This window comes from Pseudomonas sp. GW822-FHT02D10, from assembly GCF_058802345.1.
Genome location: NZ_JBXAOB010000021.1, coordinates 44,075 through 63,039, shown reverse-complemented (window position 1 = coordinate 63,039; position 18,965 = coordinate 44,075). Strand labels below are relative to the sequence as shown.

General features: G+C 56.3%; 16 protein-coding genes and 2 pseudogenes. 8 read left to right on the top strand and 10 right to left on the bottom strand.

Going from position 1 to position 18,965, the window contains the following annotated elements; all coding sequences use genetic code 11:
- Window positions 1-135 precede the first annotated feature (135 nt).
- From AC1RPZ_RS24960 to dcm, 4 genes are all read right to left on the bottom strand, one after another.
- On the bottom strand, window positions 136-363 hold the full coding sequence (locus AC1RPZ_RS24960) for a type II toxin-antitoxin system Phd/YefM family antitoxin (protein WP_493140246.1): 228 nt from the start codon (window positions 361-363) through the stop codon (window positions 136-138).
- A 27-nt stretch (window positions 364-390) separates the two neighbouring features.
- Entirely contained in the window at window positions 391-1,698 is a 1,308-nt protein-coding gene (locus tag AC1RPZ_RS24955) for a type II restriction endonuclease (protein ID WP_493140244.1), read from the bottom strand.
- A 45-nt stretch (window positions 1,699-1,743) separates the two neighbouring features.
- Window positions 1,744-2,202 (bottom strand): very short patch repair endonuclease, encoded by a 459-nt coding sequence (locus AC1RPZ_RS24950; protein WP_493140242.1) that lies wholly within the window; start codon window positions 2,200-2,202, stop codon window positions 1,744-1,746.
- A 154-nt stretch (window positions 2,203-2,356) separates the two neighbouring features.
- Window positions 2,357-3,784 (bottom strand): DNA (cytosine-5-)-methyltransferase, encoded by a 1,428-nt coding sequence (gene dcm, locus AC1RPZ_RS24945; RefSeq protein ID WP_493140240.1) that lies wholly within the window; start codon window positions 3,782-3,784, stop codon window positions 2,357-2,359.
- A gap of 447 nt (window positions 3,785-4,231) precedes the next feature.
- On the opposite strand from dcm, the pseudogene AC1RPZ_RS24940 reads away from it, so the two are divergent.
- Window positions 4,232-5,393: pseudogene (locus AC1RPZ_RS24940) on the top strand (IS3 family transposase).
- 135 nt (window positions 5,394-5,528) lie between these two features.
- Here AC1RPZ_RS24940 and AC1RPZ_RS24935 read toward each other — a convergent pair.
- Window positions 5,529-9,035 carry an alkaline phosphatase family protein gene (locus tag AC1RPZ_RS24935; RefSeq protein ID WP_493140238.1) on the bottom strand — a complete coding sequence of 1,169 codons (3,507 nt, stop codon included), beginning with the start codon at window positions 9,033-9,035 and terminating at the stop codon, window positions 5,529-5,531.
- A 34-nt stretch (window positions 9,036-9,069) separates the two neighbouring features.
- On the bottom strand, window positions 9,070-10,047 hold the full coding sequence (locus AC1RPZ_RS24930; protein ID WP_493140235.1) for a hypothetical protein: 978 nt from the start codon (window positions 10,045-10,047) through the stop codon (window positions 9,070-9,072).
- 213 nt (window positions 10,048-10,260) lie between these two features.
- Here AC1RPZ_RS24930 and AC1RPZ_RS24925 point away from each other — a divergent pair, with 213 nt between their 5' ends.
- Window positions 10,261-11,220 carry a hypothetical protein gene (locus AC1RPZ_RS24925; RefSeq protein WP_493140233.1) on the top strand — a complete coding sequence of 320 codons (960 nt, stop codon included), beginning with the start codon at window positions 10,261-10,263 and terminating at the stop codon, window positions 11,218-11,220.
- A gap of 94 nt (window positions 11,221-11,314) precedes the next feature.
- Entirely contained in the window at window positions 11,315-11,632 is a 318-nt protein-coding gene (locus tag AC1RPZ_RS24920) for a helix-turn-helix domain-containing protein (protein ID WP_493140230.1), read from the top strand.
- 70 nt (window positions 11,633-11,702) lie between these two features.
- Here the strand turns inward: AC1RPZ_RS24920 and AC1RPZ_RS24915 are convergent, their stop codons facing one another.
- Together AC1RPZ_RS24915 and AC1RPZ_RS24910 are read right to left on the bottom strand one after the other, a co-directional pair.
- Window positions 11,703-13,223 carry an amidase family protein gene (locus AC1RPZ_RS24915; protein ID WP_493140228.1) on the bottom strand — a complete coding sequence of 507 codons (1,521 nt, stop codon included), beginning with the start codon at window positions 13,221-13,223 and terminating at the stop codon, window positions 11,703-11,705.
- A gap of 135 nt (window positions 13,224-13,358) precedes the next feature.
- Entirely contained in the window at window positions 13,359-14,417 is a 1,059-nt protein-coding gene (locus AC1RPZ_RS24910) for an MBL fold metallo-hydrolase (RefSeq protein ID WP_493140226.1), read from the bottom strand.
- A 203-nt stretch (window positions 14,418-14,620) separates the two neighbouring features.
- On the opposite strand from AC1RPZ_RS24910, the gene AC1RPZ_RS24905 reads away from it, so the two are divergent.
- Window positions 14,621-15,229, top strand: a complete 609-nt coding sequence (locus AC1RPZ_RS24905; RefSeq protein ID WP_493140224.1) for a TetR/AcrR family transcriptional regulator — start codon at window positions 14,621-14,623, stop codon at window positions 15,227-15,229.
- A gap of 180 nt (window positions 15,230-15,409) precedes the next feature.
- Complete coding sequence (locus AC1RPZ_RS24900) at window positions 15,410-15,949, top strand: DUF1003 domain-containing protein (protein ID WP_493140222.1); 540 nt, start codon at window positions 15,410-15,412, stop codon at window positions 15,947-15,949.
- Between the two features lie 69 nt (window positions 15,950-16,018).
- Here the strand turns inward: AC1RPZ_RS24900 and AC1RPZ_RS24895 are convergent.
- Window positions 16,019-16,141: pseudogene (locus tag AC1RPZ_RS24895) on the bottom strand (LysR family transcriptional regulator); the annotation flags it as partial.
- Between the two features lie 15 nt (window positions 16,142-16,156).
- Between AC1RPZ_RS24895 and AC1RPZ_RS24890 the strand changes: the two are divergent.
- Entirely contained in the window at window positions 16,157-16,867 is a 711-nt protein-coding gene (locus tag AC1RPZ_RS24890; protein WP_493140220.1) for a CTP synthase C-terminal region-related (seleno)protein, read from the top strand.
- Window positions 16,864-17,196: an antibiotic biosynthesis monooxygenase family protein gene (locus AC1RPZ_RS24885; protein WP_493140218.1), complete on the top strand. Its 333-nt coding sequence runs from the start codon at window positions 16,864-16,866 to the stop codon at window positions 17,194-17,196. The genes AC1RPZ_RS24890 and AC1RPZ_RS24885 overlap by 4 nt, the downstream gene beginning before the upstream one ends.
- On the opposite strand, the gene AC1RPZ_RS24880 is transcribed toward AC1RPZ_RS24885, so the two are convergent.
- On the bottom strand, window positions 17,184-17,513 hold the full coding sequence (locus AC1RPZ_RS24880) for a DUF2025 family protein (RefSeq protein ID WP_493140216.1): 330 nt from the start codon (window positions 17,511-17,513) through the stop codon (window positions 17,184-17,186). The two genes, AC1RPZ_RS24885 and AC1RPZ_RS24880, sit on opposite strands and share 13 nt — an antisense overlap.
- Window positions 17,514-17,762: 249 nt before the next feature.
- Between AC1RPZ_RS24880 and AC1RPZ_RS24875 the strand changes: the two genes are divergently transcribed.
- Window positions 17,763-18,890, top strand: coding sequence for a glycerophosphodiester phosphodiesterase (locus AC1RPZ_RS24875; RefSeq protein ID WP_493140215.1), 1,128 nt, complete (start codon window positions 17,763-17,765; stop codon window positions 18,888-18,890).
- Window positions 18,891-18,965 lie beyond the last annotated feature (75 nt).

Below are 18,965 nucleotides of genomic sequence, written 5' to 3'. Positions count from 1 at the left end.
TAGATCCCCACCTTTAAAATGTGGGGTTCATGGAGCGCTTACAAAACATCCCCGTAGCAGTTGCCGAAGGCTACGTCCGAGGGCGAAGCCCTCGCAAAACCAAACACCTCCCGCAATCGCTAGAATCGCGAAAAACTATTCGATGAAATCTTGAAGAGCCCGATCAAAATCCGCTGACATGCGAATCTGCCCTTTAAGCCGCCCTGGCTTACGCCGACGCATAACACCAACATGCGGCAGCAAATCCAGATAAGGCTTACCGTCCTTCGTAATCACAACCCTATCACCGGCCCAAACGCGTTTGGCAAGCAGTGAAAGTTGAGATTTTGCTTCATCCATCGTGAACAGTACCGGTTCGCTCATAACTGACTTCTCCCACGGCTAGCTAAATCAGCAGTGTAAAAATGCCGGACGTTTCTTTGAGATTTCCTCATCGAAAAATTCACGAAAGGTGAGTACATTCCCTTTTTTCTCGTAACAAGTATCCGACGAGTTTTTCAACGACTCTGGAACGACGAGAAAAATATCGCTCCGCGCCATATCATCAACTGCATCAGAAGAAACTCGATCATCTACAGTTGCCAAAAATAATCCACAATTGAATTTTTCTAGCGCGATCTGTTTCCAGCGTTCGCGCAGAGTAGTTTTTGCGGACAGTACTAACGCATCTTCAAAACTTCTTGCTTTAGAACCCAAAACATCTCCATTCGGGAGCACAAAATCCGGCCGCCTACCACTTGTTATAAATTGTTCTTGAAACTCTACTTTCCCATCTTTTAAAAGTCGGGAAATATGCTGTTCGAAAGACCTTCCCGCTCGGGATTTTCGATGCTGGCTTGCACTTAAAAAAGAAGCATCGAGCTGAGGAAATCCTCGCACCACGGCGCTAACCAAATCAGGGCCTCCCTCGCTTATGATGCGAACGATATCGGCCGATCGATGACGAAGCTCCGCTCGCTTATACAAAGAATACTCAATATCGCGACTAATTTTCATAATGGCGTCACCAGGGCGCTTAATCTCATATGGATTAAGCGTCTCCAAGCCATTATTCTTCATGAATAAATTCTGTGCCTGTTCTGCAAGCACATCAGGCTTCGGCAACTTCGATACAGAGTCAATAAATTTTGATAGCCATCCCCCTTTTATGGCAGCCGTTATCTCTTCAATCAGCCGCGCACTTTCATCAGGTTCAATTTTCAAAATTTCTTTAGGATCAAAGAGATCACATTGAAAATCGACGCCTAGTTCGAACAGTGTCTCAATCAATTCTGCATCATCGGACGCGGAATCTATCACCACAAACCAATGCCATGCACCGCCTTCTGGTTTTTTAAGAACACCCCCTACAAGCAAAGAGGCTGGAGTAAGACCTGAAAACTCGTTTTTTGGCACTCTTGTCATGTGTGCCTCAGGCCCCTTATTTGAGAAGTGCTTCAATCGCGAAGACTTCGTCTCTCCAGTAGCTGGCCAGATCGTATCGAAAGCGGCCTCGAAGATATGTGGTTTGGCGTCCTTTTTATGCAGCTCAGGATAAAAACCAGATGTTCTTATGTAGGCAGGGATATAGACACCATTTTGGTGCTTATCAGGATTATCAGCCCAACTGCAATCATTTCTGGAAAGCTTTTTTATTAGAATAGTAGTGCTTTTGCCAATCCATTCTTGAAGCAACTCCCACTGATCGACATCCTTCACTACCAGCCTCCAAAGCTCAAAATTAAATAGTATTTTTTTGCAGTATTACGACCTGATCCGCGGAGGAGTAGTGGGCCAAACCATGAGCGAAAGATCACTGCGAATTAACACCTTAACCCGCTCAATATCACTCAACGAATGCTTGATACCGCACTCCCAAACCGTCAATACCCTCCAGCCAGCGCACAAGAGTTTCGCAATTTGACTCTCGTCTCGCTCAACATTTTTGTCTAATTTCAGCTGCCAAAAATCCTTTCGTGTAGCTGGAGAGGTAGCATAAAAACAATTTTTATGTCGATGCCAGAAACAACCGTGTACGAATATCACTATCCGATACTTGCTCAGCACCAGATCTGGCTGTCCCGGCAGGTCTTTGCGATGCAATCTAAACCGAAAACCGTTCGCGTGAAGATAACGCCGTATCGCCATCTCGGGTTGTGTATGTTTACCCTGGATGCCAGACATCATCCTGGAGCGAGTCACCGAATCTACTACATCAGTCAATAGTCAGCCCTTTTGTCACCCGTTTCACAGGGATCCAAGTGATGCCCCCCAACCCATGCTAGTCGTGTACCAATAAGCTGTTTTATGGTTATAAAAATGTGTGCCCAGCGACCACCCGCGTCGACACACAAGAAGAAATATCTCTGGATCTGGATTAATTCGCAAGAGCAATTTCAAGCTGTGGCTGCTCTGTATCAGCGTTTTTGGCCTTCGCAGCCAGAATGCGATCCTTCATCAGACGAGCCACAGCTTCAAAAACCGGAACCGCAACAGAGTTACCAAATTGACGGTAAGCCTGGGTGTCGGATACAGGTATGACGAAGGAACTTTCGCCAGGCTTGTCGAACCCCATTAAACGAGAACATTCATGAGGGGTGAGTCGGCGAGGACGATTGAGCTGATTCAACTCTCCGTTAAAGTCCAAAGCTTCAACAAACCCTCGATCGACCAGAATTTCAGAACCATCTTTATGGTACCTAGCCGACAGCGTGCGGGCGATATCTTTAGGACCCGTCAACCCAAAACCAAAGCCGTTGCCTTTCTCGCGGTGTTTTTGTGCGTAACGGTAGAGGTAGTCCCAGAGCTTTGGCGTGAGGATGTACTTACTGTCCACGTCCTTGTCGAGCAAGTCACCAAACGTCGGTCTGTGCTTGGGGATCAACTTGCTGATATCTCGAAGCGTAAAGCCTTGATGGACGTTCAGATCACGACGAAAGCCCACCAGCACAATCCGCTCGCGATGCTGAGGCAGAAAGCTCTTGGCATCGATGACCTTAGGGTCCGTACCTTTCGGCGCATTTACATCCGCAACCTCGTAACCCAGCTCGTCGAGGGCTTCGCAAATGATTCGGAAGGTGTTTCCCTTGTCATGGCTTTTCAGGTTCTTCACATTTTCCAGCAAGAATGCCGCAGGACGCTTTGCTGCAATAATCCGGGCCACATCAAAAAAGAGTGTGCCTTGGGTTTCGCACTCAAAACCATGTTTCCGACCTAGCGAATTTTTTTTCGACACTCCGGCCAAGGAAAACGGCTGGCATGGGAAACCGGCCAACAGGACATCGTGATCCGGGATTTCGTGATCAATGTTTCTGTATGCCTCTTCTTCACTTACTTCCGGCTTGTCCGACAGCGTCACTGACCGAATATCCAGATTGAAGCGATGCCTAACGGGATCACAAAAATGGTTAGCCTTGTACGTTTTTACGGCGTACTTATTCCACTCGGAAGTGAACAAACATTCGCCGCCAATCGCTTCAAAACCCTTGCGGATGCCGCCGATACCAGCAAAGAGATCGATGAACGTGAACGACGGCTTGCTGTTCAGACGCTTCGGTAGAAAGCCATCCAGATACTTGAACTCGTGATAGGAAAGCTTTGGCGAAGCTTTACCCTTTATCCACCGATTAATGGTTTCGCGGCACCAGCCCCCCGGGCTCACTTCGTTGAGTTTTTCAGCTATTTGCCCTTGGTCGTAAATCTCCAGCAGCTTGTGCAGAAGCGCCCAATCCTCAGCAGGACGCGTATCCAACTGAAGCGGTAACGATCCGGTGATTTCTGAGGGTAGGATTTCTAGAAGGTTCATGCGCGCTGATTGCCTCTGGGTCAAATCTGTGACGAATGGTCACCATTCTATCCCTTGCCAAGCCAATGTAAATTCCTCATTTCCTTAAAAATGAAGAAAATCAAGGACAAGGCAACTGAAACAGGAATGAACAGTGCACACACCCATGTACTGTATATAAAAACAGTATATGCCGAATCAGTACTCTGTCCAGGACCTACAGAAATTTTTGCTCCCGATAGGGTCTGACACATCCGCAATTAGGTTCGGGGGGATATCAACAGGTGATAAAAGTATGAAATTGGCGATGCAGTATCCGCTCTTGACCCTCCTTGGAATTCCCCCCACGCTGCCATCCGGAGCCTAAGAAACTCTTCAAACCAGAGCGGTTCTCCGCACCCGACTGTAGTGGTCTAATGAAACCGGACACCCATTTAGGCGAGAATGCTCGCCAGATAGAGGTGTCTGATGACCAAGCAACGTCGTTCCTTTTCCGCTGAGTTCAAACGCGAGGCCGCAGGCCTCGTGCTCGATCAAGGCTATAGCCATATCGAAGCCTGCCGTTCGCTCGGGGTTGTCGAATCCGCGTTACGTCGCTGGGTCAGCCAGCTCCAGCAGGAGCGCAATGGCGTCACTCCGCAGAGCAAGGCACTGACGCCTGAACAGCAGAAAATCCAGGAACTGGAAGCTCGAATCGCTCGCCTTGAGCGGGAGAAATCCATTTTAAAAAAGGCTACCGCGCTCTTGATGTCGGAAGAACACGAGCGTCAGCGCTGATTGATCAGTTGAGTGCCCAAGAGCCGGTTGATTGGCTTTGCGCGGTCTTTGATATCACTCGCTCGTGCTACTACGCCCATCGCCTCAGGCGCCGAACTCCGGACGTTGAGCGGCTTCGGCTGCGCAGCCGGGTGAATGAACTGTTCACGCAAAGTCGAAGCGCCGCTGGCAGTCGCAGCATCGTGTCGATGATGCAGGAAGACGGTGAGCAAATCGGGCGGTTCAAGGTGCGTGGCCTGATGCGGGAACTGGATTTAGTCAGCAAACAACCGGGATCATATGCCTACAAACAAGCGACGGTCGAGCGACCTAATATTCCGAACATCTTGAATCGGGAGTTTGATGTGCCGGTGCCCAATCAAGTCTGGTGTGGCGACATCACCTACATCTGGGCGCAGGAGAAATGGTATTACCTGGCTGCTGTCCTGGATCTCTGCGCACGTCGAGTTGTGGGCTGGGCGTTGTCGAACAAGCCGGATGCGGATCTGGTCATCAAGGCGCTGGACATGGCTTACGAACAGCGTGGCAGGCCTCAAGGGCTGCTGTTTCACTCGGATCAGGGTCGCAATATGGCAGCCGTCAGTTTCGCCAACGGCTCTGGCGTTACCGCATGCGCCAGAGCATGAGCCGTCGTGGAAACTGCTGGGATAATGCGCCGATGGAGCGCGTGCTTCGTAGCCTGAAAACTGAATGGATACCGACCGTGGGCTACATGACGGCCCAAGAAGCGCACCGAGACATCAGTCATTATTTGATGCATCGGTACAACTGGGTTCGACCGCACCAATTCAACGGCGGGCTGGCGCCAGCTCAGGGCGAGAAAAAACTTAACGTCGTGTCCGGGATTAGTTGACCACTACACACCGACGCCATCGCGAGCAGGCTCGCTCCCACAGGGGATCGGTGGTGGGTTTGGGAATTTCGGTGTTATCAGGGCCGCAGGATTATCCGGCGGCCCTTTTCTTTGGTTGCAACAACGGCTACGAGGTCACTTCCCCAACCCACTAATCCGCCACGGGCACACCGCTTCCCTCACCCCGCTCGGTCCAACAATCTCCGGTGTCTGCCCCAGCGACCTCGCGCTCAGCACTTTGCCCACCTGCGCAATCAACTGATCAAACCCTAACGTCGCGTTTTCCTGCTGCAACTTGCGCAGTTGCTCGACCACGGCGTAGGTGAAGGCGCCGTAGCTGCTGGAACCCACCTCATACTCGTTGGCCTTTTCGTTTTCCCGGGCGGCGTAGAGCATCAGGGGCATATAGGGGCCGTGGTGGCCGTAGAGTTTGCCTTGGCGCTGTAGTTGCGCTTTTTTCTCGGGGCGCAGGCCGGTGGCGGCGCCTTGGGTGCTGCGGGTGCGGGTGAGTACGCGGGATTTGTTTTCGTGTTCGCTGAAGTCGCGGCCGTCGCTGTCGGCGGCGTATACCCGGCGGTCCCAGTCGCCGGCGTAGGGGTCCCAGCGCAGCATGCGGTGGCGGATGTCGCTGGGTGGGGTGATGCCGCGTACGCGGCCGGTGCCGCGGGTCATGCCGCCGGCGTAGCAGCAGTCGAACATGACGGTGAGTTTGGCGCCGTGGCCGTTCGGGTCGAACGGCAGGTGGCTGTAGAACTGGCGGAACAGTTTGTCGGTGAAGTGGGTGTTTTCGTCGTCCCAGTCGAAATCGTAGAGCACCAGGGTTTCGTCCATGCGGTCGGCTTCGCCGCTGCTGCTGTAGGCCGGCAGTTGAGTGCCGTGGCCGGAGTAGAACAGCACGCGCTCGTCGCCGGCGCGGGCGCCTTCCACCAGCCATTCGAGGCGCTCGACGAAGTTCGCCCGCGTCGCTCGGGCGTCGTGCAGCAAACGAATGTCGCCGGCGTCGTAACCGCTTTCCTGGAGCATGCGGCTGATCAGGTAGGTGTCGTTGATGCAGCCATCGAGGCGTGCGCCCGGGTCGGGGTAATCGTTGATGCCGACCACCAGGGCGCGGCGTTTGCGTTGGCCGCTGCGGGACAGGAACGCCGGTACTTCCAGAATGCGCGCCGCCACCACGTCGCGGGCCAGTTGTGGCCAGAGGCCGGTCTGGCTGGTGGCGGACGACAAATAAGCTTGCGCTGCGTGATTGAGGTCGAGCAGGTCATCACGCAGCGGCACGCTGAACTCGGTTTGCAGGTCGACGCGCGCCGAGTCTGGCGAGGTGATCGGCCGGGTCAGCAAGCCGTCGTTGGGGTTGTAGAGGTGGAACCAACGGCGAATGCCTTGGCCGTTTTCGCTCAGGCGCATGACCCGCCCGCCCCACACTTCGCGCATCACCAACGGCAGCGCGATCGGCGAGCCAAAGCTGACGAACACCCGGCCATCGATGAGTTTCAGCGCCGGGCCTTTCTTGGCCACCGAACGGCGCAAGGCGTCGTAACCGATCAGGCTGCCCAGCCCTTGGGCAAAGATGATCTGCGGGTTGAACGCGTCGATTTTGTCCAGCAGATGTTGGGTCAGTGCAGTGCGCAGTTCGGCGTCTTCGATCCATTGCACGATGGCGCCCACGCTGGTGCGCAGCATCTGATTGACCGGCAAGCCCCAACTGCCGAAATCCTCGTCAGCCTTGCCCCTGGCGTCGTCCCGCAGCATGGCCAAGCCTCGGGTGATCTGGGCGAAGTCCGGCCCATCCTTGAGTTGGTCATCGAAAGGTAGAAAGTCGATGTCCTGATCATCGATGACGCGACCGTTCTGCGCCAGTTGGTTGCGGATCAGCGTGCGCCATTGTTCCTGCCAGTTCGCGTCGGTGCTGCCCTGCCCGTTGGCGGCCTGGGTAAATCCCACACCGGGCAGGCACAAGACCCGCAGTTGCGCGGGCACAACACCCGGCGCTGCCCCAGCCAGCAAGGCTTTGGTGGCTGGCGCCGCAACGGGAGAAACGGTTTGACCGTGGGCGGTGGCCATCAAATCCTGCAGACGCCGCAGTTTCGCTTCCAGGCTGTCCGCACTGGGCGCGGCGGACGTGAGGGCGGCCTGACCGGGATCAACCAGTGCACGGGTACGGCTGTCGAGGAAACTGCTGATGCCCTGCGCGCTGTTTTTCCAGATCTGCTCCGGATCAAGGCCGTCGAGGTAACCGGAGGCGCTGTCCACCACCTGCCGGCTTTGGGTCGCCAGTTGGGACTCGATCAATGGCAGCCCGGCGCGGCTTGGCACGGCGGTGGCTGCCAGTTTCGGCGCCGGAGCAACGTTTGCAGCAGTGCGCCAGATCGGCGCGTTGCCGAAGTGCTGGGCCGCCACCACCCGTGGGCCGAGGGCGCTGCGCGGCAGTTGGAAATGATCGCATAGAAAGGCCAGCAGACTGGTGTGATCGTAATGCTGCGCCTGGAGGCTGTCGGTCCATGGAATCAGACCCGGATTGAGCCAAGGCGAAGCGAGGATCGCCGGCACGCGGATGCCGAGCCGGGTGAAGGGATTGGGCCAGTCGACATCGACGGTTGAACCCGTCGGCACGCAGGTCGGTGGCACCACATGGTCATGGAAACCGCCATGCTCGTCGTACAGCAGCACGAACAGGGTTTTGCTCCAGAGGTCGGTGTTGGCCGACAAGGCATTGAACACCTCGCCGACAAACTGATCGCCAAAGCGCAGGTCTTCCGGTGGATGGTGCGACACGTTGGGCCCAAGCTTGCCGTTGAGCAGGCCATAGCTCGGCTCGATCCAGGACAGTTCAGGGAGTTTGTTAGCGGCGACATCCGACTTGAAGTCGTCGATGCTCATGTGCTGCAAACCACCTTTGACCAGCGCCGCCAGCGGGATGGCACCGTTGGAGTAAATGCGCACATCGTGGCCCTTGTCGCGCAGCAGCGAAAAAATACTCTCGCCGCCGAACTGCGCAATCAGGCTTTTGATACCGGCCAGCACGGTGCCCGTGGACGGCATCAGCAAGTGGCCGTTACAACTGCCGAGCATGGCGAAAAAGCGGTTTGGCCAGGTCGGGCCCGGCACGGAGGCAAACCAGCGGTCGCACACGGTGAAATTGCGCGCCAGCCCCTGGATCGCCGGCAGCGGATCGGCGGCCGGCGTGGCACCGAACGGGATGTAGTTCATCGCCCGCTGCGCCATGGATTGCGAGTAAGTTTTGTACACTTTCAGATCGTTGCGGGCCTTGTCGTAGGCGTCCTGCGCAAAGCCATCGAGCTTGGGTGCGGTCAGGCTGGTCTTGAGCGTCACGTCCAGCTGCTTCACCACATCGACGAACTCGTGACCGAGGTCGAAACCTTCGCTGTCCTTGGCCGGTAACGCCGGTGGCGAAGGCGCGGGCGGCGCCCACAGGGCGAAGTACTCTGGAGTTTCCGCCGTTTGAGTGATCAGCGCTGAGTTGCCACTGGCGTCCTTCAGCGGGTTGGTGCTGGGCGCTTTACGGTCAATGCCGTCGCACGCAGGGTTGATGCTGGTGTAATCCCCCAGCAGATGATCGAACGAGCGGTTTTCCATCATCAGCACAACGACGTGCTTAATCTCGTCGGGCCAGTTGTTCGACATGCTGCTCTCCCTGAGTTGATGTGCCCGATCGCGCTCAGGGCTTGGGCTGTGGGACCGTTTTGCTGCCCGTCAGACGAATCATCTGGCTCAATATCTTGAACCAGAAGTCGCCACCCAACGAAGCCGCCAGCGCCGCCGTCATGACCCCAAGCAACCAGTAGCCGAACCAGGCGGTTTTGTTTTTCTGATCGTGCTGTAAAAACGCCGGCGGGTTATTCCAGCCGATAGCGCCCTGAGGCAGCGCCTGCAAACTGCTCAATGCCGAATCCAGCTGGCACTGGGCCTTGTCGTCCCGATTCGCACAGGCCTGATCGAGCGCAGCAGACGCGTTGTCTTTCAGCAGATTGCTGGCCATCTGCATGCCCGCCGCGCGCAAGGTGTCATTGCGCACCAGACCTTGCATGAGGTCGAAGGCGTTAACGTTGAGCACCAGGCAAATCACCAGCGAACAGGTCAGCGAGACGATTTTGGCATTGCGCCGCATCCAGCCTTCGGCGCGATCCATAACCGCATTGATCCAGTGCTCCAGTCGAGTCTTGAACGAGCACAACAGCTCCTGAGTCGTGGTGACTTTGGCCTGGGCTGCCGCGAGCAACGTCGTCAGTGCGCGGCGCAAGTGCTCGGAGGGAACCTGTGCAATGCCCTGGGTCAGGGCCGCATTGAGTTCTTCGAGGGGTATATCGAGGGTCGCGGTGTCGTCTTTGCTCAGCAGCAGATCGATCACCACCTGTGCCAGAATCGCCGGGTCCAGATAACTGGGGCGATTGCCCGGCGGCGCCATGGACTGGATCACCGGGTGATCGAGCACCTGCTGAAAGAACGCCATGTCGCTGGCGTTCAGCCCCTTCAATTTGCCGGTGAACAACAGCTTCAGGGCGTCATAGAGGTACTTCGCCCGGACCTTCTGGAAGAACGATTGAATGATTTCAGTGAGGGTGGTGACGAAGACGCCCAGCAGCGTGAACAGCGCCAGCATCCCGAGAATTGCGTCCAGTACGACCGAACCAAACATCTGACCTCCTTGTAGATGCAACTGACTGTCAGCTCGGAGCGGCGCCTCAGCATGAGGCATGGAGCAATGCGATCCGTTTCACAACGCTAGTCAGGCTATGGGGTCTTGTCCAATTGCGAAGGGCGTTGATGCGACGAACGTGAATCAACAGGTGCGCCATCACGCGCCACCCGCTATTAATACGCCACTGACCTCTCAAGGACCCGAGCGCCCATGAAATTCGACACCGCCTACTGCATCAGCCTCGACGACAAACTGTCGATCTATGACGTGCGCGATCTGAACTTCGACGAGACCATGGACTTCGACTCGGCCAAGGAGCGCTTTCAGTGCCCTAACGATAGCTGCCGCACGGCGTTCGATGCGGCGAATGGCTTGGGGACGTTCAACGCGAAAAACGTCAACTACATCCGGACGCCGCACTTCAAGAATCTGCCCAGCACCCGGCATGTCGACGGCTGCCCTTATGCCAGCCTCAGAACGCCGGCGTCAGCAGGTGCAGAAATGGACGACGGGCCGGAGGAACATTTTCCGTCGGAGTTGCTGCTGACCCGACGTCAGTATGTGCGCAAGCCGTTCACCCCGGCACCGGATGTCGATGCGCCTCGGGATGAGCCGAAACCTTCTGCCACGCCCAGCATTTCCGAGCAGCCGGCCCGCGAGTCGGCACCGGACAAAACCAGCGTCTTCGCTCACCCGGTCGAGTGCTTCGTGTCGAATTTCGACGACAAGGACCTGCTCAAGCGCATGCCGCTGAAGATTGGCGAGCACACCGCGTCTTACGGCGCGTTCTTCAAGAAAATCGAATACCTGCAGGACAACAAGGGGCTGATTTACTGGGGCAAGATCAAAGCGATCAAGGACTACAACACCAGTTTGCGCATCGATTTCGAGAAGAAGGTCTGGCTCGACAGGAAGCCCTACTCGGTGAACGTCTACCTGAGCAAAAACCTGATCGAGAACTACCGCAAGCGCAAAGCCTTCCTGGAAGAAATCAAAGGCGCCATCGGCAGCGAGCGGGAGCTTTATTGCTTCTTCTATGGCGTGACGCCGGAGTTGAAGCAGGTGCCGAGCAAGAAAAACCCCGAGCAGACGTTCGGGGTGTTCAGTGGCGATATCGAGAATCTGGATCACTTCATTATTAGGGAGGTGCCGGGGCTGGAGACGAAGTAGAACCAATCAAAAAATTGAGTTTGATCCGGGTCAAAAACAACTGTACAAAAACACAGTACAAATTGAATGACCACTCTCGACCCCGGAGAAAACCATGGCCTCTCTTGCGATGAAAATCACCCTGGAACGTATCGCCTTGTTCCAGTTCACTCCCGAACACAGCGCACAAGCCCGTGCGATGTTGGGCTGGTCTCTGGAGGAATTCTCCGAGGCGTCCGGGGTTACCGTTGAAGCTATCCGACGGTTTGAGGCTGGCGGTGAATTGCTCGACGTAACCCGCCTGGCCCTCGCCTATCGGCTTGAAGCCGAAGGTCTGGTGTTTTTCCCAGGCTTTGCTCCGGGCAGAGGCATGAGCATCAAAGGCTCTACACCCGACCCGGTGGGACGGGCGGATTACGCGATGATTGAGTGATCCAGATCTTCTGGAACCTGTCCTGCCGACACCTCCACGGAACACTCCGTGGAGTCGAACAGGTCAACTATTACGGCCGGAACACCGGATTTCGCCGCTCCTGAGCGGCTTGCTCATAACCGTATGCCAATGCCAGAAGTTTGGCCTCACTCCAGCGCGCTCCATAGAAGAAAACCGAGGTGGGCAAACCGTCACCGTCCATTCCGGAAGGCACCATGATCGAGGGATAACCCGCTAACGGCACGACGTTCATGGCAGGAGAACCGACATCCGACACCAGGGCATCCAGTTGATGCGCCGCCAGCAAACTATCGATGGCGATGCGGTTTTCAGTTTGGATTTTCTGCCAAAGCTCGTTGTAGGTGTGCTCGTCAAAGGCAATCTTGCTGGCCTCACTCAACGTGAGTTGCCCATGGCCCTCGACGCCTGGGGAACTCTCATTGAAACGAAGCAGATCCCCCAAGCCATGGATAGCGAGCCCCGCCCGGGTCGCAAGATAGGCTGGAAGGTCACGTTTAATCCCCATCCACAGCGCTTCTTCCACCCCTTGCGATACAGGGTCGAGAAGCTCTACCGGAATCAACGTCGCGCCTGCGGCCTGCATGACTTCCAGAGCCCGGGAAAACTGAGGGTCGATCTGCGCCGCCTCGCTGCTGGTCTCGAACTTGGCTGGGTAACCTATGCGCCGTCCAGCCAAGGTATTTGGAACCAGCAGTGCCGTGTAGTCACGGCCATTAATAGCGTGAGGTTTGCTTGCAGAATCAGTAGGGTCGTTACCCGTCATGGCATTCAACAACAACGCAGCGTCGCGAACAGTACGAGTGATGGGCCCTGGTGTGTCAAGTTTGTAGGTCACTGGAATGATACCGCTGCGGCTCAACAGGCCCACCGTGGGTTTGAGACCCACCACGCCATTCATGGACGCAGGGCAACTGATCGAGCCGGAGGTTTCCGTTCCCACCGTCAAAGGTGCAAAACCTGCCGCTACAGCGGCTGCGGAGCCTGAGCTGGAGCCGCATGGGTCCCCGCTCAAAAGGTGCGGATTTTTTGTCTGCCCGCCTCTGCCACTCCAGCCACTGGGGAGGTCCGGATCACGAAAGTAGGCCCATTCACTAAGATTTGTTTTTCCCAGAATGACAGCTCCGGCAGCCCTGAGTTGCTGCACGATAAAGGCATCTTGTGCGGCGGGCTGCCCCACCATTGCCAGCGATCCTGCGCTGGTCTGCATCTGGTCAGACGTATCAATGTTGTCTTTGAGCAACACCGGAATCCCGTGCAAAGGCCCCCGAACTCTCCCCTTCTGACGTTCCAGATCCAGTGCCCCAGCAATCGCCGAAGCATCCGGATTGAGTTCAATGACTGAGTTGATCGCCGGCCCCTGCCTATCCAGAGCCTCTATGCGTCGTAGCAAGTGCTGCACGAGTGCTACGGAAGTGAGTTCGTTGCGGTCCATTTTCGTTTTGATTTCATCGGCACTGAAATACTCCAATCTCGATTCTGGTGCCTGTGTGTCGGCGTAGGCTGCGCCTGCAATTGCAAGCAGGACAACCTTGGCAAGCCGCGTGATGCAGCCCTTTAACGTTACATCCATGTGATGACATCCCTGTTATGACTGATAGCGAGTGCCTTGATGCACTCGTCTTCCAGCCTATAGAAACCGCGGGAAACGTCCGCCATCACTATTCGTCAGTTGATGTATGAATACTCACCCACATCTGTAGCCGAATCACCCGACACTCTGTTGATCCTGATACACCACGTCTTCGACGTCCAACCACCAGGCCTCTCCACGTTGTGCTTGACTGAGGCTGAACGCTTCGCCCATCTGCGGCGTGGTGATGGAAACATTGCGTTCCCAAGCCAGGCTCAGGATGCGATCAAAAGGTTCATGCCAGGCGTGCATCGACAGGTCGAAGGTGCCGTTATGAATCGGTAGCAGCCAGCGCCCCTTCAGATCGATATGCGCTTGCAGGGTCTGTTCCGGCTGCATGTGAATGTGCGGCCAGTCGACGTTGTACGCGCCGGTTTCCATCAACGTCAGATCGAAGGGGCCGAACTGTTCGCCGATCGCTTTAAAACCGTCGAAGTAGCCGGTGTCACCGCTGAAGAACATCCGTTTATCCCCATCGATCATCACCCACGAGGCCCAGAGCGTGCTGTTGCCATCGAACAATCCGCGGCCGGAAAAGTGCTGCGAAGGGGTCGCGATAAAATGAATGCCGCTGACCTGAGTCCCTTCCCACCAATCCAGCTGACGCACTTTGCTGGCCTCGACGCCCCATTTGATCAACGTCTCTCCCACGCCCAGCGGCGCGAGAAAGTGCTTGGTTTTGTCCGCCAGCTTGAGGATCGACTGATGGTCGAGGTGGTCGTAATGATCATGGGACAGAATCACCGCCTCGATCGGAGGCAGCTCCTCCAGGCTGATCGGTGGCTGATGGAAGCGCTTGGGGCCGGCCCATTGCACCGGTGATGCGCGCTCGGCGAAGACCGGATCGGTCAGCCAGAATTTATCGCGCAGTTTCAGCAGCACGGTGGAATGGCCCAGGCGAAAAACACTGTGATTCGGCGCGCTGAGCAGTTGTTCACGAGTCAGCGCTTGAACCGGAATAACACCGGCCGGTCGCGTGTTACGCGGTTTGTGGAAAAGCATGTTCCAGAAAATTCGCAGGGTCTTGCGAAAACCTTCTCGCGGTACGGTCGCATGATTACGGAAATGCCCCTGCTCCTGCCGGGATGTTTTCAACTCGGCGGCGCTACCAGCATGGGAAGAGAAAATGGCCATGTTTGAGTGACTCCAGAAAAACCAGCGAAATTCGGGCTTTTCTTTTTCGGACGATAAATGGCCAATGCACGCACGCGTCAGCCGCAAACTCTATTTTTCACCGCACAAACTACACTGCACAGTGTAATTTCAAGATTGCAACAAAGCCGGGAGTAAGTAAACTGCCGAGTGTAAATCTTCCTTTTCTCTGCCGAAGCGTATTTATGACAGTTCCACAGCGCCTCACCGACCGTAAACGCGAAGCCATTGTTCAGGCGGCGATTGCCGAATTCCGTGCCAACGGTTTCGACATCACCAGCATGGACACGATTGCCGCCACTGCGGGTGTGTCGAAGCGCACGGTGTACAACCACTTCCCCAGCAAAGAAGAGCTGTTTGCCGAAATCCTGCAAAGATTGTGGACCAACGTCACCGAGCAACAAGACACCTGCTATCGCGCAGACCTGCCGCTGCGCGAACAGCTCGGCCAGTTACTGCTCAGTAAGTTGCAACTGCTGGCTGACAACAACTTCCTCGATCTGGCCCGGGTGGCCATCGCCGCCACCATCCATTCGCCAGAACGGGCCCAAGACATGGTCGAGCGCATTGGCGAACGTGAAGAAGGGCTGACCACCTGGATTCGCGCGGCTCAGGCTGACGGTCGGCTCAAGCCTGTAGATCCTGGCTTCGCTGCCCAACAGGTGCAGGGAATGCTCAAGGCATTTGCCTTCTGGCCGCAGATTTCCCTGAACCGGCCGCCCCTGTCACCCGAAATGCAGAGCACTGTCGTGGAATCGACACTGGACATGTTCCTGGCCTGCTATCAACGGTAGGCATTAAATAGGCGTGAAGGGCACGGATAAGGACACGTGGAACAAATGACACTATTCACGTGTTTATCCGCTGGACCGAAGCTCTGAATAAAACACGACAAAGTGTTTCAAAGCGAATCGGGTGTTGGAAGCTATGGAGGTTATAGTGAGCCTCAGTCCCCCGGCATTGCAGAGAGCATCATGAATTCAACCACGCCTGAAAAAGAACCCGCTGCCCCCGTCGATCACTTGCGCTTTCACCGGCCCCACGCTCATTTGGCATCGACCTTCGGCAACGACACCTTTGCATTGAAAGCCGAAGCCTTTGCACGCTTCTTCGGCACCCCGACCTTTCTCGGCGCGCAAACCCTCATCGTCGCGGTCTGGATTATTCTGAACGTCACGGGGGTAACGACTTTCGACGTCTACCCGTTCATCCTGCTCAACCTCGCGTTCAGCCTGCAAGCGGCCTACGCCGCACCGCTGATTTTGCTCGCGCAAACCCGTCAGGCCGCCCGCGACAAAGCCCAGTCCGAAGCCGACGCGCTACACCGCGAGACCTTGGCGATTGCCAACAGCGAACGGCAAGCGCAAGCCGCGAAGAACACTGCGCAGTTACTCGAGTTGCTTGAACAAAACACTCGGCTGACCGAAATGACCAAGACCCTGACCGAACGCATCGAAAATCTGACGTCGGAAATGCACCAGCATTTCGTGCGCAAGGACCAGCCCCACGCCTGAAGCAGGCTTAGTCAGGCAAGCGAATCGCGCGCGCCAACTCATCAAACAAGGTCACCACCGAGCGCAATGCGCGAGAATCAGGGCGAGGTCCGGGTATTCCAGCCGATAGTGCGTCGATGCATTGAACACTTGGGTAAGCGCCACTATTGATTGCATGAACGCCAATCTATAGTGGGCTCCAGGAATCAACAAATCTTGGGAGACACCATGGAAACGAGCCCTCAACTACGTATTGCACTGATCGGTGACTACGACCCACAGGTCACCGCCCATCAGGCCATTCCCCTGGCGCTGAACATGGCGGCACAACACGCTGAACTCGATGTTCAGTTTCAGTGGCTGGCCACCGACAGCATTAATGCAAACACCCAGTTGGCTGACTTCGACGGTTTCTGGTGCGTGCCTGCCAGCCCTTATCGCAACATGGACGGTGCGCTGTTGGCGATCCGCTTTGCCCGCGAACAGCAACGTCCGTTCCTCGGCACCTGCGGTGGTTTTCAACACGCGGTGCTGGAGTACGCGCGCAACGTTTTGGGATGGACCGATGCCGAGCATGGGGAAACATCACCGGACGCCGCCCGCGCAGTGCTCACACCGCTGACCTGTTCGTTGGTCGAGACGGTAGACGGTATTCGCTTGATTGAAGGATCGCTGATCGCCAACGCCTACGCGACCACAGAAATTCGTGAAGGCTATCACTGCCGCTACGGCGTCAATCCAGCGTTCGAAAAGCAACTGCTTACACACAACCTTAAAGCCACCGGCCACGATTCGGCAGGTGATCTACGGGCCATGGAACTCAGCGACCACCCATTCTTCGTTGCGACGTTGTTTCAACCCGAGCGTGCAGCGCTAACCAGCACTCTTCCACCCTTGGTCGATGCCTTTATCAAGGCCTGCGCGAGGAACCACAGATGATCGCCAACACACCCTCGCCCCCTTACTACGCGGTGATTTTCACTTCACTGCGCACCACTGCAGACCAGGGTTATGAGCAAGCAGCGCAACGCATGGTCGAACTCGCCCGCGACCAACCAGGGTTTCTCGGCATAGAGTCGGCCCGGGGTGAGGACGGGCTCGGCATCACCGTTTCCTACTGGTCCAGCGAAGAAGCGATTCTCGCCTGGAAGCAACACGCCGAGCACAGCGAAACCCGCGAACGCGGGCGCTCGACCTGGTATGAAGCGTTTCACACGCGGGTGTGCAAGGTCGAGCGCGCTTATGCCTTCGAGCGTCAGCCGGCCTGAACCAGACTGCGCAGCGCGGTAATCTCCGGCAAGTCCTCGCGCCGCATATAGACCCGCAGCGGTTCGGTGATGTTGATCCGGTCGTCGATGTTCTGCTCCAGCAGCAACCGGATCAGCTCGCGCTTGAGGGTCATGGTTTGACCGTCCTCAGGCGCCCAGACGAACTCGCTGGCGGGAATGATCGCGTCGTCGGCGACATCCATGCCGAACGAGTCTTCGCTGAAGCGGACGATGTAGTGAGCGGTCTTGCGATTGAAACCGACGAAGCCTTTGAGTTGGTCGGCGGCCTGGCAGATAAGCTCGGACGTGATGCGCATGGTAAACCTCACGGATGCGTCCCGAAGGACAGCTGAACGATGGTTTACACGCAGGGCAGGATGATGAATGTTCCGGGATTTCCCTCTGACGGGGAAACTGCTGAGGCGGATCGTACTGCAAAGGGCTGCACAATTGCGCGAAAAAAACACCCCTCACACACGTTTATGTCGGTATGGCGATAGCGCATCCGGCGCTCAATTGTTAAAAGGTACTTCTTTGGAATCGCTTCTTACGAAAGGACCTCGACTATGCCTATTACCTACACCAAAAGTGCCCTGTTGCTGAGCCTGATGCTCGGCCTTGGCCAGGCACAGGCCACCAGCCAACAGAGCCCGACCGCTCTGGCCAGCGCCACCGAAATCCCGCACCCTGCGGTAATCGCCCACCGTGGCGCCTCTTTCGACGCACCGGAGTCCACCGCCGCCGCCTACACACTGGCGCGCGACCTGGGGGCCGACTACCTGGAAATGGACCTGCAACGCAGCAAGGATGGCGTGCTGTTCGCCTTGCATGACAACAACCTGCAACGCACCACCGACGTGGCGACCAAGTTTCCTGAACGCAAGGACAGCCCGGCCAACGCGTTCACCCTCGCTGAGCTCAAAACCCTGGACGCCGGCAGCTGGTTCAACACCGCTCACCCGGATCGCGCTCGCGCCAAGTACGCAGGTCTGAAAATCCTGACCCTGGACGAAATCATTGATATCGCCCAGGGCAACCCACTGCACAAGCCAGGCCTCTACATCGAAACCAAAGAGCCAAAGCAGTTTCCAGGCATTGAGCGTGATCTCAAGGACAAGCTTCAGGACCGCGGCTGGCTGAGCCCGGCAGGTTCCAAGCTGGCCAAAAGTGAGCTGAGCGTCGGCCAGGGTAAAGGCAAAGTGATCCTGCAAACCTTCGAAAAGAGCAGCCTCGAACTGCTGCAAAAAGAAATGCCGCAGGTGCCGAAGATTCTTCTGCTGTGGGTGGGCGAAGGCAGTATCGAGCCCAAGTCGAAGGTGACCTTCGCCGAATCCGGCGATAAGGATAAAGCCACTTACTACGCCAAGCAGGAGCCCAAGGACAAAGCCGAATTCGAGCAATGGGTCGACTACGCCAAAACTCAGGGCGCCATCGGCACCGGCCCTTCGGCAGCGCTGACCAACGGCGGCGATCAAAGCTATTCCGATCTGGTGCAACCCTGGATGAACCAGTACACCCACGACAAAGGCATGCTGGTGCACGTCTACACCATCGACGATGCCGTGGACTACAAGAAGGTCATGGACGCTGGCGTCGATGGCATCTTCACCAACCGCGCCAGCGAACTGCTCAAGTACTACAAGCGCCCGGCAGCGGCCAGCGTTGCGCAGTTGCTTGAGAACAACGGCTATTAACGGCTACGTGTAGGCGCTCAATCAGGCCGGGTGTTGAGCAACAAACAAGAGAAGTAAATCGAACACAAACAGAAG